Origin of the sequence: Streptomyces sp. NPDC051909 (assembly GCF_040681095.1) — a bacterium.
Taxonomy (GTDB): domain Bacteria; phylum Actinomycetota; class Actinomycetes; order Streptomycetales; family Streptomycetaceae; genus Streptomyces.
On record NZ_JBFAYA010000024.1, the window covers coordinates 39,984 to 55,908 of the forward strand.

Below are 15,925 nucleotides of genomic sequence, written 5' to 3' on the forward strand. Positions count from 1 at the left end.
TGAGCCGGCCCCGTGTGTCAGGCGTCGATGCGCGAGCGGTCCAGGGTCGCGGCGGAGCTGGTGATGAACTCCTTGCGGGGCGCCACGTCGTTGCCCATGAGCAGGTCGAAGACCTGCTCGGCCGCCTCCAGGTCGCCGATGTTGATCCGGCGCAGGGTGCGGTGGCGGGGGTCCATGGTGGTCTCCGCCAGCTGGTCGGCGTCCATCTCGCCGAGACCCTTGTAGCGCTGGATGGCGTCCTTGTAGCGGACCCCCTTGCGCTCGAACTCGAGCAGGGTCTGCCGCAGCTCGTTGTCCGAGTACGTGTACACGTACTTGTCCTGGCCCTTCTTGGGCTGGATCAGCTCGATCCGGTGCAGCGGCGGCACGGCGGCGAAGACCCGGCCCTGCTCGACCATGGGGCGCATGTAGCGCTGGAACAGGGTCAGCAGCAGGGTGCGGATGTGGGAGCCGTCGACGTCGGCGTCGGTCATCATGATGACCTTCCCGTACCGCGCGGCGTCGATGTCGAAGGTGCGGCCCGAGCCCGCTCCTATGACCTGGATGATCGCTCCGCACTCGGCGTTCTTCAGCATGTCCGAGACGGAGGACTTCTGGACGTTGAGGATCTTGCCGCGGATCGGCAGCAGCGCCTGGAACTCGCTGTTCCGGGCGAGCTTGGCGGTGCCGAGCGCGGAGTCTCCCTCGACGATGAAGAGCTCGCTGCGCTCCACGTCGTCGCTGCGGCAGTCGGCGAGCTTGGCGGGCAGCGAGGAGGACTCCAGGGCGGTCTTCCTGCGCTGCGCCTCCTTGTGCTGGCGGGCCGCGATCCGGGTGCGGGCGGCGGCGGCGGCCTTCTCCAGGACGGCGCGGGCCTGCGCCTTGGCGTCCCGCTTGGTGGAGGTCAGGAAGGCCTTCAGCTCGCGGGCGACCACGGTGGAGACGATCCGGCGGGCCGCGGAGGTGCCGAGCACCTCCTTGGTCTGGCCCTCGAACTGCGGCTCGGCGAGGCGCACGGTCACGACGGCGGTGAGGCCTTCGAGCGCGTCGTCCTTGACGATGTCGTCCTCGGCGACGCGCAGCAGCTTGGCCGAGCGCAGCACCTCGTTGACCGTCTTGGTGATCGCCTGCTCGAAGCCGGACACATGGGTGCCGCCCTTGGGCGTGGCGATGATGTTCACGAAGGAGCGGACCGTGGTGTCGTACCCGGTGCCCCAGCGCAGGGCGACGTCGACACCGAGCTCACGGGTGACCTCGGTCGGGGTCATGTGGCCGCGGTCGTCGAGGACCGGGACGGTCTCCTTGAAGGTGCCCTGGCCGGTGAGGCGCAGCACGTCGCAGACGGCCTTGTCCTGGGCGAGGAACTCGCAGAACTCGCTGATGCCGCCGTCGAAGCGGAAGGTCTCCTCGCTCTTGCCGATGCCGTCCAGGTCGCGCTCGTCGCGGACCACGATGGTGAGGCCGGGAACGAGGAAGGCGGTCTGCCGGGCGCGCTGGTGCAGCGTGTCCAGGGAGAGCTTGGCGTCCTTGAGGAAGATCTGCCGGTCCGCCCAGTAGCGCACGCGGGTGCCGGTGCGGGTCTTGGGGACGCGCTTGGCCTTGAGGAGGCCGCCGGACGGGTCGAAGGGGCTGTCGGGGCCCTGCTCGGTGAAGATGCCGGGTACGCCGCGGCGGAAGCTGATGGCGTGCGTGGCACCGTTGCGGTCGACCTCGACGTCGAGGCGGGCGGAGAGCGCGTTCACCACGGAGGCGCCCACGCCGTGCAGACCGCCGGAGGCCGCGTACGAGCCGCCGCCGAACTTGCCGCCGGCGTGCAGCTTGGTCATGACGACCTCGACGCCGGACAGACCGGTCTTGGGCTCGACGTCGACGGGGATGCCGCGCCCGTTGTCGCGGACCTCGACGGAGCCGTCGTCGTGGAGGATGACGTCGATGTGGTCGCAGTAGCCGCCGAGGGCCTCGTCGACGGAGTTGTCGATGATCTCCCAGAGGCAGTGCATCAGGCCGCGGCTGTCGGTCGACCCGATGTACATGCCGGGGCGCTTGCGGACGGCTTCGAGCCCTTCGAGGACGAGCAGGTGCCGCGCGGTGTAGTTGGAACCGTCACGGTCTGCGGTCAGCAGCGCACTGGACGGCACGGACGTCTCGGCGGTCACGCGGTTCGCTCCTCGCTGAATTTGAAATCTGGCCCGGTGGGTAAGGCACGGCGGCCTTCACCGGTTCAGAGGGTACAGAGCCCTGGTAGAGCGGTTGTCACGCCACCCTCCTGAATCCTCATGCTAGTCCAGAGTCGTATGGATGTTCGATCCCTCGATAGGGTGACGCGAACATCACGTTCCCTTCCAGGCATGAACCATTTAGGCTCCGGGCACGTCCTCATGAACAACCGGCAACCCGCCGGGAGGGCACGACCACACACAGCAATGCGAAACCCGTAGAGCGAAGCAATACGGCTCATTCGCCGCCAACCGGCAGCAGACAGCCACCTTGGGAAAAAGTTTCGAGGAAAAGCCACGAGCGGGAACGTTTCCGGCCTGGTTGGATGTTGACCCTGGTACGACAGCTCGTCGAGCTAGAGAAGAGGCGACGTGACTACTGTTCTGACCCCCGCGAGCCCCCTGACGGCCGCTGACCGCTGCGACCGCTGCGGCGCCCAGGCTTACCTGCGTGTCGTCCTTGTCAGCGGCGGTGACTTGCTCTTCTGTGCCCACCACGGGCGCAAGTTCGAGCCGGAACTCAAGAAGATCGCCGCAGAGATACAGGATGAGACGGACCGGCTCACCGACGTGCCGGCCCGCACCCAGGGCGACGACCACTGACGCCTCGCATCCCCGACGAGCCACGGGCCGGTTCCTGACGACCGGCCGACGGGCGGCCACCCCCGCAGTCTCAGGGGGTGGCCGCCCGTTCTCGTACGCCCGTTCTCGCACGCACGAGCCGCTTCCTCGGAGCGGTCTCCGGGAAACCGCGCGGGCCGCGCCCTCAGAAGTGCCGTGGCAGCAGCGCCGAGACCCGGGTGTAGACACCGGGGTTCTCCGCCTGCCCGCAGCCGCTCCCCCAGGACACCAGACCGATCAGCCGGCCCCGGGCCACCAACGGCCCGCCGCTGTCGCCCTGGCAGGCGTCATGGCCCCCGCGGGGGTCACCCGCGCACAGCATGGTGTCGCCGCGGTAAGAGGCGCCGAAACCGCCCGGATACGCCCGCTCACAGGCCGTGTCGGGCAGCACCTGCACCCGCGCCGAGCGCAGCGACATCGCGTACGTCCCGTTGCCCGTCGTGTCCCCCCAGCCGTACACGTCCGCCGGCGTGCCCTCCGCGAGCGCCGCGTCGCCCGGGCGGGCCACCTCGATCGCGTACTCGGCCGGCAGCGCCTTCGCGAGCGTGAGCACCGCCAGGTCGCCCGAGTTGGTCGACGGGTCGTAGTCCGGGTTCACCCAGGTGTCCGCCACCCGCACCTCCCGGCCGCCGTGCCCGCGCAGCGACGTGCGCCCGGCGATCACCGAGAAGTCGGCCAGCTGCCCCGGCGTCCCGCCCAGCACCTCGCGGCCCAGGCAGTGCGCCGCGGTGAGCACCTTGGTGGGGGCCACCACGACCCCGCCGCAGAACTGCCCCGCCCGGGTACCCCCGAACCGGTCACGGCTGGACAGGGCCACGACCCACGGCGACTCGGTGATCCCGGCCGGCTGCCCGCCGACCACGACACTGTCGGCGCGCGCGGTGCCGGCCGCGCCGAGCGGCCCGGCCGCCGCCGCGATCAGGCCCAGGACTCCGGTCAAGACACCGGCGATGGGACGACGCATGAAGCCTCCTGACTCTCCGCTGACATCCTTTCACCCAGCGTCGTCCAGGCCCGCCCACCGCGCACCCGCACTCATGCGCGAGGGACCGGGCGCTCATGCGCGAAGGACCCGGCCCCCCGAACGGGGAACCGGGTCCTTCGTACGACTCACGCGCCCCTCGACGGGACGGGCCGGTCAGTCGAGGTAGTCGCGCAGCACCTGCGAGCGGGACGGGTGACGCAGCTTCGACATCGTCTTCGACTCGATCTGGCGGATGCGCTCACGCGTCACGCCGTAGACCTTGCCGATCTCGTCGAGGGTCTTCGGCTGGCCGTCGGTCAGGCCGAAGCGCATGGAGACGACGCCGGCCTCGCGCTCGGAGAGCGTGTCGAGGACCGAGTGCAGCTGCTCCTGGAGCAGGGTGAAGCTGACCGCGTCGGCCGGGACGACCGCCTCGGAGTCCTCGATGAGGTCACCGAACTCGCTGTCGCCGTCCTCGCCCAGCGGGGTGTGCAGCGAGATCGGCTCACGGCCGTACTTCTGGACCTCGATGACCTTCTCCGGGGTCATGTCGAGCTCCTTGGCCAGCTCCTCCGGGGTGGGCTCGCGGCCCAGGTCCTGGAGCATCTGGCGCTGCACACGGGCGAGCTTGTTGATGACCTCGACCATGTGCACCGGGATACGGATGGTGCGGGCCTGGTCGGCCATGGCGCGGGTGATCGCCTGACGGATCCACCAGGTGGCGTACGTGGAGAACTTGTAGCCCTTGGTGTAGTCGAACTTCTCGACGGCGCGGATCAGACCCAGGTTGCCCTCCTGGATCAGGTCCAGGAAGAGCATGCCGCGGCCGGTGTAGCGCTTGGCCAGCGAGACCACCAGACGGAGGTTGGCCTCCAGGAGGTGGTTCTTGGCGCGGCGCCCGTCCTCGGCGATGATCTCCAGCTCGCGCTTGAGCTTGGGGGCGATCTTGTCGGAGTTCGCCAGCTTGTCCTCGGCGAACAGACCGGCCTCGATGCGCTTGGCGAGCTCGACCTCCTGCTCGGCGTTGAGCAGCGGGACCTTGCCGATCTGCTTGAGGTAGTCCTTCACCGGGTCCGCGGTGGCACCGGCGACGGCGACCTGCTGAGCGGGCGCGTCGTCCTCGTCCTCGTCGGACAGGACGAAGCCCTTGCTCTCGCCCTCGGACTCCTCCTCGTCCTTGCCGGGCGCGACGTCCTCGAGCAGCTCCTCGCCCTCGAGCAGCTCTTCGTCGTCCTTCTTCGCCGCGGTCTTCTTGGCGGCGGTCTTCTTGACGGCGGCCTTCTTCGCCACCGTCTTCTTCGCGGCGGTCTTCTTGGCCGCGGCCTTCTTGGCCGGCGCTCCGGCCTCGTCGGCCGGGTCCGCGCTCTCGGCCGCCGGGGCCGCGGTGGCGGCCGAGACGGTCTTCGTCACGGTCGTCCTGGCGGTGACGGTCTTGGTGGCGGTGCGCTTGGCCGGGCTCTTCGCTGCGACGCTCTTGCGGGCGCGCTTCGGCGACTCCGCTGCACTGACCATCAGCGTCACACCCTCTTCCTCGAGGATCTGATTGAGGCTGCGCAGAACATTCTTCCACTGGGTTGGCGGAATCTGGTCAGCCTCGAAGGCCCGACGCACGTCATCGCCGGCGATCTGCCCATCAGCCTTTCCCCGCTCGATGAGCGCCATCACAGACTCGGACTCGGCGATCTCCGGCGGGAGCGTACGGGATGTGCTGGCCGACACGAACAACCTCTCGGAACGATGGAAAACGGCTTCCGGCCCCGCCCTGGATCAGGCTGGGGCCGACGACCGTCGGCCGGGAATGTGCCGACGGCGCGGGCTGGACCGGGGAACTGCACAGCGCCCTGAGCGGCTGCTGTATTCCTTCCTCGGCTGTCACCTCTTAGGTCATCGCGCGGCTTCGAAGAGTGTTACGCCCAATCCGCGTGGCCCGAGTCACACCTCATGTGCGGTGAATCCGCCGCAAAACGTCCGAAATGACACGAGGCCGTGCCGCCCGACCCCGGCGCGCCCGGGGACTGCGGTGATCCCCGGGCTCCACTCGGGTCCGGCGGCACGCGCTGCGTGCGTCTCGGCGCTGCTGGTCACGGTCGGCGGATCAGTTCCCGCGCGGGGCGGGCACGACGCGCCCCTCCTCGGGGTGGACGGTCAGCAGCTGCCGCATGGCGGCCTCGGCGCCGTTGGCGTCGCCGGCGGCCAGCGCGTCGACGATCCGGGCGTGGTGGGCGAGGCAGCTCTCGCTCGGCCGGTCGCAGCCGGTGGCGGCGGCGCCGGAGACCTGGAGGGCGGCACCGACGATGCCGGAGAGGTGCTCCAGCATGCGGTTGCCGGCGAGCTGGATCAGCAGGGCGTGGAACTCGGCGTCGGCCCGGGAGAAGGTGATCCCGTCACCCTGCGCGTACGCGTGGCTCATGATCTCGACCATGTCGGCGAGGCGCTGCTGGATGTCCTCGCGGCCGTGACCGGCGGCGAGCCGGGCGGCCAGCGGCTCGATGGTCCAGCGCAGCTGGTTGAGCTCGCGGCGCTGGTCGTCGCGCTGCGGGCCGAAGGCGCGCCACTCGATGATGTCGGGGTCGAGCAGGTTCCAGTCGCTGACCGGACGGACCCGGGTGCCGACGTTGGGGCGGGCGCTGACCAGACCCTTGGCCTCCAGTACGCGCAGCGACTCGCGGACCACGGTGCGCGACACCTCGAAGCGCTGGCCGATCTCCTCGGGCACGAGAGGGCGGTCGGCGCCGAGGTCGCCGGAGACGATCATCTGGCCGAGCTGCTGGACGAGCTGGCCGTGGAGTCCGCGACCGCGGCTGCCGGCGGCCCTGCGGCCGACCCGGCCGAGCTCCTCCGTCGGCTCCCAGGCGGGCGGTCCGACGCGGTCGGCCCCGGGCGCCTCCGCGTAGGGGTAGCGGTCGAGGTCGCCCGGGGCGCCGAGGCCGGACTCGACGGAACGGGCGGAGGTCATCATCGTGTGCGCAAGGGTAGTCACGCATCCTTTGTCGGCGTGGCCCCCGTGCCCCTTGAGGTCTTTGGTGAAAAGCACACGAAAGGGTGATCGGCACCCCCTGGGCAATTGACGATTTATCGGACATTAACGGCAATTCCCAAGGGAGTTGCCAGCGAAACGGAAGCTTTCAGTCCGATTGTGATCACCAACGCGCCCTGCCGTGGCGACCGGTGAGCACATAGGCACACAGCAGGACCGTCAACGTCAGGGTGAGGGCCACTCCCACGGGCTGCCCGACCACCCGCAGCACCCCCATCACCCAGCGGTCGGCGGCCGAGGACCACTCCACGCTCGCGAACTCGCGGATCCGGGCCGGGAGTCCGGCGACCGAGCGGCGGGGCACGCCCGCGAGCATCCGCTGCAGCGGCGGCGCGAAGACCACGGGCACCGCGAGCACCGCCGCGACACCGGCGGCCGCGGCCCGGAACACCCCGGCGCCGAGCAGCCCGGCCCAGGCGCAGCCGATCACCAGGCCGAACCAATTCGCGCAGAGGGTCGGCCAGTTCTGCGGTACGGGGATCAACTCGCCGCCGTAGACGAACCGCACGGCCTCCAGATCGGCCACGACGGCCAGCACCCCGAGGACCGCCCCGACGCCCGCCGCGACCGCCAGCTTGGCGAGCAGCAGACCGAGCCGGCGCGGCACGGCGCCCCGGCCGGTGGTGAGCGCCGGGTAGCGGTACTCCTCCCCGAAGGAGAAGGCGCCGAGCAGCCCGGCCCCCAGGGCGGCGGGCGGCAGCGGCGAGATCCCCGGCCAGCCGGCCAGGACGGCGGGCAGCGGCGTGCGCCCGCTGCGGGCGAGCAGCACGGCGAGGGTGACGGACACCAGCAGCACACCGGCCGCGACGAGCGGCGTGGAGGGCACGCCGAGCAGTCGGCGGATCTCGTAGCGCAGGGGGCGCAACGGCGAGCGGTGGGGCACGCGGTGCTTGCGGTACGCGCGGGGCGCGGGCTCGGCACCGGCGGGCGCCGCCTCCGCGGATACGGGCTCCGCGGGCGCGGCCCCAGCGGGCCGCGGAGGCTCGGGGGTGGGGCGGGTGTCGTGGCTGTCGTGGGTGTCGTGGGTGTCGCCGGTCTCGTCGGCGAGCCGGTGGATGAGGACACCGTTGCGGAAGGCGCTCTCGCCGACGGTCGCGCAGTCGCTGCCGTAGACGGAGAGCCGGTTGCCGCCCTCGGTCACCACCTCCACGGGCCGCCGGGCGGACCGCGACTCCTGGGTGAGGACGGCGGCGAGCCGGGCGGCGTGCGGGGTGCGCACGGCGACCCGGGGGCGAAGGCGCGTACGGGCGAACTCGGCGGCGTCCTGGTCGGCGGCGAGCCGCCCGCCGTCGAGGGTGACGACCCGGTCGGCGTTGCGGGCCGCGTCCTTGGGGTCGGCGGTGGTGTAGAGGACCGTCCCGCCCTCGTCCGCGTGGGCGCGCAGGAGGTCGTACAGCCAGGCGCTCTCGCGTACGGAGAGCCCGGCGGCGGGCTCGTCGAGGAGCAGGGTGTGGGGGTCGCCCAACAGGGCGGAGGCCAGGCCCAGTCGGCGGTCCATGCCGAGCGAGAGGGTGCCGACGCGCTGGTCGTGGAGACCGGTGAGTCCGACCGCCCCGAGCAGGTCCTCCGCGCGCGAACCGGGCACCCCGGCGGCGGCGCACAGCATGCGCAGCTGACTGCGCAGGGTGCGGGAGGGATGGCCGGGCACGTCGCCGAGCAGCACGCCGACCTCACGGGCTGGCTGGGCGACACGGTGCAGCGGACGGCCCCGGAAGTAGGTGACGCCACGGCCCGGTTCGAGCTGGAGCATGAGGCGCAGGGCCGTGGTCTTGCCCGCGCCGGCGGGTCCGAGCAGGGCGGTGACCGTGCCCGGCAGGGCCTCGAAGGTGAGGTCGTCCACGGCGGCCGGGCGGCCCGGGCGGGGGGTGCTGGTGAGTCCGATGGCCTGGAGCATCGCTTCTCTCGCGGGTAGGTGAGACCGCTCCGCGGCAGGGCGGCTGTCCCAGCAAGATAACGCCACATTTCGGACTTTTGGCGCAGGGTTGGCGCCTCGGGGCGGCCCCGCGACCGCCCGTCAGACCTCCGGGCGGAGCATCGGCGGGTTCAGCAGTGTCGCCCCACCAGCACGGAACAGCTGGGCGGGGCGCCCGCCCTGACGGGTCGTGGTCCCGCCCGCCGGCACCAGGAAGCCGGGCGTGCCGGTCACCTTGCGGTGGAAGTTGCGCGGGTCAAGGGCCACGCCCCAGACCGCCTCGTACACCCTGCGCAGCTCGCCGACCGTGAACTCGGGCGGGCAGAAGGCCGTCGCCAGCGACGAGTACTCGATCTTCGAACGGGCCCGCTCCACCCCGTCGGCCAGGATCCTCGCGTGGTCGAACGCCAGCGGCACCGGCTCGCCCTCACGCTCCGCCGTACCGTCCTCGCCGAGCAGCTCCTCCACCGGCGCCCAGCGCGCGCTGTGGGCGTCCCCGCCGGCCCGCGGAGCGGGCAGGTCCGGGGCGAGCGCGAGATGCGCCACGCTGACCACCCGCATCCGCGGATCCCGGTCGGGCGCCCCGTACGTCGCCAACTGCTCCAGGTGCGCACCATGCCCCGGCACCGGCTCCGGCGCCCCGGGGTCGTGCACGCACAGCCCGGTCTCCTCCACCAGCTCGCGCGCGGCGGCGGCGTCGAGATCCTCGTCGTCCCGGACGAAACCGCCGGGCAGCGCCCAGCGCCCCTGGAACGGCGCCTCCCCCCGTCTCACGATCAGCGCGCACAGCGCGTGGCGCCGCACGGTGAGGACGACCAGATCGACGGTGACAGCGAAGGGCGGAAAGGCCGACGGGTCGTAGGGAGACATGCCCGCGATCATAGTCGTCTTCCTGACGATAAACACGCCCGCCGGAAGGATCCGCCTCCACTTCTTCCGGGGGGCTTCCCCCTCCCCCCTCCCCCGCCCTCCCCCCTCCCCCGCCCTCACCCCCGCCCCCGGTTCGAAGCCCCGCCCCTCACACCCCCAGCTGCAGCCCCGGTGCCGCCTCCTCCACCACGCCCAGGCCCAGGCGGCCGACCCGGGCGGCGAAGGGCTCGCCGGCGAGGCGTAGGCCGGAGAGGCGGAGCTCGCCGAGGGGGGCGGAGCGCAGGGGGTGGAGGGCGACCGTGCGGCCCGGGGCGTCGGGGCGGATGCCCAGGGCGGCGGCCAGGAGGTGGACGCCGGAGGCCGCGGCGACCGCGGCGGGCCGGCAGGCGGCCGGGTGCGGCACCGGTGGAGCGCCGGGAGCGCGTCGCTCTCCCGCGTACATCTCCGGGAGCCTCAGGTCGAAGGCCTCCGCGGCGTCGAGCACACCGCGGAGCAGCGCCGCGGCCTCGCGCTCGTGCCCGGCGGCGGCGAGTCCCGCGACGGCTACCGCCGTCTCGTGCACCCGCACCGCGCCCGAGCGGTGCCCGAACGGGCTGTACCCGGGCTCCTTCTCGCCGAGGCCCCGCAGCCCCCAGCCGGAATCGAGCGCCGGGGCGGCGAGCAGCCGGGCCAGGCGCTCGGTCTGCGCCTTGTCGAGCAGCCCGGGCGCCTGCCGCCCGGCCCCGCCCAGGCCGGTGTCGAGGAGATGCGCGGCCCAGCCGCCCAGGTGGGGCAGCGGGCGCCCGTCGGGCAGCCGAGCGAGCAACGGGCGCCCGCCCGCCGGGTCGTCCTGCCAGAACCGGCCGCGGAACCGCTCGCGCAGCGCCCGGGCCCATTCCCGCCAGGCCTCCCCTCCGGGCCGCCCGCAGGCGTCGAGGAGGTCGGCGCCGAGCGCGGCCGCGCGGTGCGCGTGGGCCTGGGTCTCGGCCCGCGCGGGTCCGGCGGGCCACGGGTCCGGCACGAACCCGTTGGTGTCGACGGCGCCGCGCAGCCAGTCCAGGCAGCGCTCGGCGGCGGGCAGCAGTTCCGCGAGGTCCTGCTCGGGCAGGCCCCATCGGCGGGCCTCGGCGAGCACGGCGGGGAAGGCGAGGGTGGCCTCGACGCCGGTGCAGCGGGGCGGGAGGAGCGGGCCCGCGTCCCTGAGCGGTCCGGGGATGCGCCCGGACTCGGGCCCGAGGCCGGGGAGTTGGGTGCGGGCGAGGGCGCGCAGGGTGGTGGCGGCGAGCCGGGTGCCGAGCGGGAGGGCCATCCGGGCGGCCCACAGGGCCTCGGCGGTGACGGGCCCCAGGCGCCAGGGGACGCCGGCCGCGAGATACACGTCGGCCGGGTGCGCGGGGTCGCGCTGGAGCAGCGCGCGCAGATCGGCGACGCAGGCCCGCAGCAGCGGTCCGAGGCGGACGTCGTCGCCCTCGGCGACGGGGTCGGCCAGGACGTGTCCGCCGGGCCTTCCCGCGCCGGACGCCTGAGTCCGGCCGGCGCGCTCGCAGCGGACGCGCAGGGTGAGGACGAAGGGGGCGCCGGGGGCGGGTTCGGCGTCCCAGCGGAGGAGTCCGGCCGCGCCCAGCGCCACGCTGGGCGCCGGGTCGGCGAGGACGCTGACGGCGGTCCCGTCGGAGGCGGTCCAGCGGAGCCCGGTGCCATGGACGCTCGCGGTGAGCTCGGGTCCGGGGCGGCCTGCCGCCACCGCGCCCAGGTCCGCGAGATCCGTGCCCAGGGCGAGCTCCACCGGAATCCGCGCCGGCCGGGGTGCGGAGCTGCGCAGGGTGATGCGTTCGGTGCCGTCGGCGTCGCGGGTGCGCTCGACGAGGAGGCCGGGGTCGGGTCCGAGGTCGCCGGGTGCGCGCAGGGCGCCGAGGAACTCGGTTCGTTCCGCGCCGTCCGCGCGACTGCGGAGCGGGACGGGTTCGCGTCCGGCGACGCGCAGGACGCAGCGGGCGAGGAGCCGGCGGCCGTGCTGGAAGACGCCTTCGAGGCCGGTGCCGGTGAGTTGGCCGTGCCGGTTGCTGATGGCGAGGGCGGGCAGGGCGACGCCGACGAGGGTGTCGTGCACGGGCGGCAGTTCGCCGGGGTGGGGTGGGTGTCCGGCGGCGGGTCCGGGGGCCTGGGCGGTGCTGGGGACCATGACGGGTCGGCGGCGCTCTCTGTGCGGTCCGGGCGGTGCGGCCGGGCCCGGGCGGGGCCGTGGCCGGGCCCGCGCGGGCGGTCCCGGCGGTCCGCTCGTCCGGCCGTGGAACGGCGGTTCCGCTCCTGCGCGACCGCCACAGACGTGAACGCCGCCGCGGGCCGACGGGTCACGGCCCTCATGCCCCGCTCCTCGCCCGGCCGGGCCGCCGGGTGCGCCGCACCACGGGCCGCCGGGGCGGCCGGGGTTCGGTCGCGCGCCGCCGGGCCGCCCCGGTGGTGCGCAGCCCGGCCTGCCGTGCGGTGCGGCGTGCGGTCTGCCGGGCCCGCTGCCGGGCGCGGACCTCGGCGGCGGGAGAGATCGCGGCCGGAGCGGGGCCGGTCGGAGCAGGGTCGGCCGGAGCGGGGTCGTCCGGGTCCTCGGCCGCGTCGGCGCCCGTCTCGGCGGCGAGCCGCGTGTCCCGTTCCTGGCGCAGACAGACGCGCAGGGCCTCCGGGTCCAGGCCCTCGTTGCACGCCTGGTGCAGCAGCCGGGCGAAGAGGTATTCGGGGTCGGCCTCCAGGGCGAGTCCGAGGGCGACCCGGGCGGAGGGCTCGTCGCCGGTGGACCAGGCGACCCAGCCGGCCAGGGTCAGCGGGGCCGCCGCGTACTCCTGGTAGGGCGGCACGCAGCGTCGGGACAGCGCCCGCCAGAGCCGGAGCGCGGGCGCGGCTTCCGGGCCCTCCATCCATTCGGCGGCCTGGTCGCGGGTGTCGCGGTCCTGCAGTCCGAGGATGAGGGTGGCGGCCTCGTCGGGTGAGAGGAGCGCGTCGTCCCGGTCGTCGCCGGTCGTCGGTGCCGTCAGGGATGCGGTGAGCGCGGGCGGCAGGGCGGCGCCTCCGGGGTGGGGCCGGGGTGCGGGGCCGCCGGGCGCGGCGGCGAAGCGTTCGAGGAGGCGCCGGGCGAGGCCGAGGGTGGTCTCGCGGGTCTCGCGGCGGCCGAGGCCGCTCGCGGGGGTGTCGAGGATCCTCGGCACGATGACCGTCGCCGCCTCGTTCAGGGCGGCTCGCTGTGCCGCGTCGTCCTCGGTGCGGGGCTTCAGCCGGGCCTCCATGTCCTTGAGGGTGCCGCGCACCTGGATCCCCGCGTAGGCGGCGGAGGCGGCCATGACCGAGGTGCCGGAGAGGGCGAGGGGCAGGCCGTCGGGTGGGCAGCAGCGGACGTCGGGGCAGCAGTAGGAGAAGTACAGGCCGTCGGAGATGCAGAGGGCTTCGAGGACCGGGATGTCGAGTGCGCCGCACGTGGTGCGCAGGCGCTGGGCGAAGGGGCGCAGCCGTTCCATGACGCGCTGGGCGGTCTCGCCCGGGCGGGGCTCCTGGCAGAGGAAGACGACGATGGCGTCGGGCCGTTCGCCACGGCGGCCGGCGCCCTCGACGAGGCATTCGGCCAAGTGCTCTGGGGTGGCGGGCCATTCGCGGGGCGAGCCCGGGATGCCGACCCTGACCCGGCCGCCGAAGCGGCCGCGCTCGCCGTGGAGTGCGACGAGGACCACGGAGTCGCTGGGGTGGAAGCCGAGCATGAAGGGGAGCGCGTCGGCGAGCTCGGCGGGGCCGCGCAGGGTGATCTGCTGGGGTGCGGAGGAGTTGTGGGATTCGTGGCGGTTCGTGTTCATGGTCACGACGGTCCCGCGATCTCCGCGATCGCGAAACCCCTGTGGATAACTCCCGGTTGGGGTGTCCGGGAGTTGTCCACAGGCCCCGGCGGGGTGGTCGCGCGGGGCCGCCGGATGCGCTTCGATGGGAGGTCTGCCGTCGGGGCGGCACCTCACCCGCCGGTCACTCCGACCGGCCGACCGGCACCTCACCCGCCGGTCACTCCGACCGGCCGACCGGCACCCCACCCGCCGGTCAGGCGGACCGGCCGAACAGCACCTCACCCGCCGGTCAGGCGGACCGGCCGCCGGGCACCCCACCCACCGGGCTGCCCGCCGGCCGGCCCGCCTGCCTGACCAGCCGCCCGGTCAGCCCGCCGCGGCCAGGACCAGCGGCAGCACGGGCCCGCTGCCGGCTCGGCGGAGCAGGCGGGCTGCGACCGCGAGGGTCCAGCCGGAGTCGGTGGAGTCGTCGACGAGGAGGACCGGGCCGGGGGCCTCGCGCAGGGCGGCGGCCAGTTCCCCGGGCACGTCGAGGGCGCCGGACAGGGCGCGCAGGCGCTGGGCGGAGTTGCTGCGGCGGGCCGCGTGCGCGCCGTCCTCCGTGACGTACGCGAGCGTGCCGAGGAAGGGCAGCCGGCCGACGGTGGCGATGCCCCGGGCCAGCGAGCCGACCAGCTGCGGCCGGGTGAGCGACGGCAGGGCCACGACGCCGACCGGGCGCTCCGGGGCGTCCGGGGCGCCGGAGGCCCAGCCGCCGGGCGAGCGGGCCCAGTCGGCGAGGACGGCGACGGCGGCCCGCAGCACGTCGTCGGGGACGGGGCCGTCCGGTGCGTGGTCGGCGAGCAGCGGGCGGAGCCGGTTGCCCCAGCCGATGTCGGAGAGGCGGCCCAGGGCGCGGCCGGGGGCGCACTGCTCGCCGGCCGGGATCCGGCCCTTGAGGTCGAAGCCGAGGGCGGGCATGCCGGTGGGCCACATGCGGCGGGGCTCGATCTCCACGCCGGGGCGGTCGAGTTCCTTCTCGGCGGCCGTCAGGGTCTCCGCGGAGACCGTGGAATCGGCCCAGGGGCCCGCGCAGTTGTCGCAGCGGCCGCACGGGACGGCGCCCTCGTCGTCCAGCTGGCGGCGCAGGAACTCCATGCGGCAGGCGGTGGTGCCCACGTAGTCGCGCATGGCCTGCTGTTCGGCGGCGCGCTGCCGGGCGACCCAGGCGTAGCGCTCCGCGTCGTACACCCAGGGGGCGCCGGTGGCGATCCAGCCGCCCTTGACCCGCTTGACGGCGCCGTCCACGTCAAGCACCTTCAGCATGGTCTCCAGGCGGCTGCGCCGAAGGTCGACGGCGGCTTCGAGGGCGGGCACGGACAGCGGCCTGCCGCCCGCCTCGGCGAGGGCGGCGAGGGTCTGGCGGACCTGGGCCTCGGGCGGGAAGGCGGTGTCGGCGAAGTAGCGCCAGATCGCCTCGTCCTCCTTGCCCGGCAGCAGCAGCACGTCGGCGTGGTCGACGCCGCGGCCGGCACGGCCGACCTGCTGGTAGTAGGCGATCGGGGAGGACGGCGAGCCGAGGTGGAGCACGAAGCCGAGGTCGGGCTTGTCGAAACCCATGCCGAGGGCGGAGGTGGCGACCAGGGCCTTGACCCGGTTCCGCAGGAGGTCGGACTCGGCCTGCAGCCGGTCGGCGTTCTCCGTGCGGCCGGTGTACGAGGCGACCGGGAAGCCGCGCTGGCGGAGGTAGGCGGTGGCCTCCTCGGCGGCCGCGACGGTCAGCGCGTAGATGATGCCGGAGCCGGGCAGCTCGTCGAGGTGCTCGGCCAGCCAGGCCAGCCGGTGGGCGGCGTCCGGCAGCCGGACCACGCCGAGGCGGAGGCTCTCCCGCTCCAGGGTGCCGCGCAGCACCAGGGCCTCGCCGGCGCCGGTGCCGAGCTGTTCGGCGACGTCGGCGGTGACCCTTGCGTTGGCCGTGGCCGTCGTGGCGAGGACCGGCACGCCGGGCGCGAGCTCGGCCAGCATCGCCCGCAGGCGCCGGTAGTCGGGCCTGAAGTCGTGTCCCCAGTCGGAGATGCAGTGCGCCTCGTCGACCACGAGGAGGCCGGTGGTGGCGGCGAGCTTGGGCAGCAACTGCTCGCGGAAGTCGACGGAGTTGAGCCGCTCCGGGCTGACGAGCAGGACGTCGGTCTCGCCCCGCTCGACCTCCTGGTGGATGGTGTCCCACTCCTCCGGGTTGGCCGAGTTGATGGTGCGTGCCCTGATGCCGGCCCGCTCCGCCGCCTCGACCTGATTGCGCATCAGGGCGAGCAGCGGGGAGACGATGACGGTGGGTCCGGCGCCGCGGCGGCGCAGCAGGGCGGTGGCCACGAAGTAGACCGCGGACTTGCCCCAGCCGGTGCGCTGGACGACGAGCGCGCGCCGGCGGTCCTCGACGAGGGCGGCGACGGCCTGCCACTGGTCCTCGCGCAGTCTGGCCGCGCCGCCCGGGTCGCCGACGAGCTCGGCGAGTACGGTGTCTGCTTCGGTCCGGAGGTCCAGGTTGTCCATGAA

At 73.9% G+C, this 15,925-nt stretch carries 10 protein-coding genes; 1 reads left to right on the forward strand and 9 read right to left on the reverse strand.

Going from position 1 to position 15,925, the window contains the following annotated elements; genetic code table 11:
* Window positions 1-17: 17 nt before the first annotated feature.
* On the reverse strand, window positions 18-2,135 hold the full coding sequence (locus AB0M18_RS29620) for a DNA topoisomerase IV subunit B (RefSeq protein ID WP_365763353.1): 2,118 nt from the start codon (window positions 2,133-2,135) through the stop codon (window positions 18-20).
* Window positions 2,136-2,567: 432 nt separating this feature from the next.
* Between AB0M18_RS29620 and AB0M18_RS29625 the strand changes: the two genes are divergently transcribed.
* Complete coding sequence (locus tag AB0M18_RS29625) at window positions 2,568-2,798, forward strand: hypothetical protein (RefSeq protein ID WP_265864903.1); 231 nt, start codon at window positions 2,568-2,570, stop codon at window positions 2,796-2,798.
* 163 nt (window positions 2,799-2,961) lie between these two features.
* On the opposite strand, the gene AB0M18_RS29630 is transcribed toward AB0M18_RS29625, so the two are convergent.
* The 8 genes from AB0M18_RS29630 to AB0M18_RS29665 all read right to left on the reverse strand — a co-directional run bounded on the left by AB0M18_RS29630 (window position 2,962) and on the right by AB0M18_RS29665 (window position 15,922).
* Complete coding sequence (locus tag AB0M18_RS29630; RefSeq protein ID WP_365763355.1) at window positions 2,962-3,780, reverse strand: serine protease; 819 nt, start codon at window positions 3,778-3,780, stop codon at window positions 2,962-2,964.
* Window positions 3,781-3,954: 174 nt separating this feature from the next.
* Entirely contained in the window at window positions 3,955-5,499 is a 1,545-nt protein-coding gene (locus AB0M18_RS29635) for an RNA polymerase sigma factor (RefSeq protein WP_265864901.1), read from the reverse strand.
* Window positions 5,500-5,875: 376 nt separating this feature from the next.
* Window positions 5,876-6,814 carry a FadR/GntR family transcriptional regulator gene (locus AB0M18_RS29640; protein WP_365763357.1) on the reverse strand — a complete coding sequence of 313 codons (939 nt, stop codon included), beginning with the start codon at window positions 6,812-6,814 and terminating at the stop codon, window positions 5,876-5,878.
* Between the two features lie 106 nt (window positions 6,815-6,920).
* Window positions 6,921-8,711: an ABC transporter ATP-binding protein gene (locus AB0M18_RS29645; protein ID WP_365763359.1), complete on the reverse strand. Its 1,791-nt coding sequence runs from the start codon at window positions 8,709-8,711 to the stop codon at window positions 6,921-6,923.
* 120 nt (window positions 8,712-8,831) lie between these two features.
* The gene (locus AB0M18_RS29650; RefSeq protein WP_365763361.1) at window positions 8,832-9,599 is read right to left on the reverse strand and encodes an NUDIX domain-containing protein; all 768 of its coding nucleotides are present in this window, start codon (window positions 9,597-9,599) and stop codon (window positions 8,832-8,834) included.
* A 148-nt stretch (window positions 9,600-9,747) separates the two neighbouring features.
* Window positions 9,748-11,760: a glycogen debranching N-terminal domain-containing protein gene (locus tag AB0M18_RS29655; protein ID WP_365763363.1), complete on the reverse strand. Its 2,013-nt coding sequence runs from the start codon at window positions 11,758-11,760 to the stop codon at window positions 9,748-9,750.
* 178 nt (window positions 11,761-11,938) lie between these two features.
* Complete coding sequence (locus tag AB0M18_RS29660; protein WP_365763365.1) at window positions 11,939-13,411, reverse strand: DUF4192 domain-containing protein; 1,473 nt, start codon at window positions 13,409-13,411, stop codon at window positions 11,939-11,941.
* 348 nt (window positions 13,412-13,759) lie between these two features.
* Window positions 13,760-15,922: a RecQ family ATP-dependent DNA helicase gene (locus tag AB0M18_RS29665; RefSeq protein ID WP_365763367.1), complete on the reverse strand. Its 2,163-nt coding sequence runs from the start codon at window positions 15,920-15,922 to the stop codon at window positions 13,760-13,762.
* Window positions 15,923-15,925 lie beyond the last annotated feature (3 nt).

Excerpts from the sequence above, each read along its gene's own strand:
- AB0M18_RS29665 (WP_365763367.1), bottom strand. The coding sequence starts at position 15,922 with ATGGACAACCTGGACCTCCGGACCGAAGCAGACACCGTACTCGCCGAG.
- AB0M18_RS29645 (WP_365763359.1), bottom strand. The coding sequence starts at position 8,711 with ATGCTCCAGGCCATCGGACTCACCAGCACCCCCCGCCCGGGCCGCCCG.
- AB0M18_RS29660 (WP_365763365.1), bottom strand. The coding sequence starts at position 13,411 with ATGAACACGAACCGCCACGAATCCCACAACTCCTCCGCACCCCAGCAG.
- AB0M18_RS29630 (WP_365763355.1), bottom strand. The coding sequence starts at position 3,780 with ATGCGTCGTCCCATCGCCGGTGTCTTGACCGGAGTCCTGGGCCTGATC.
- AB0M18_RS29655 (WP_365763363.1), bottom strand. The coding sequence starts at position 11,760 with ATGGTCCCCAGCACCGCCCAGGCCCCCGGACCCGCCGCCGGACACCCA.
- AB0M18_RS29650 (WP_365763361.1), bottom strand. The coding sequence starts at position 9,599 with ATGTCTCCCTACGACCCGTCGGCCTTTCCGCCCTTCGCTGTCACCGTC.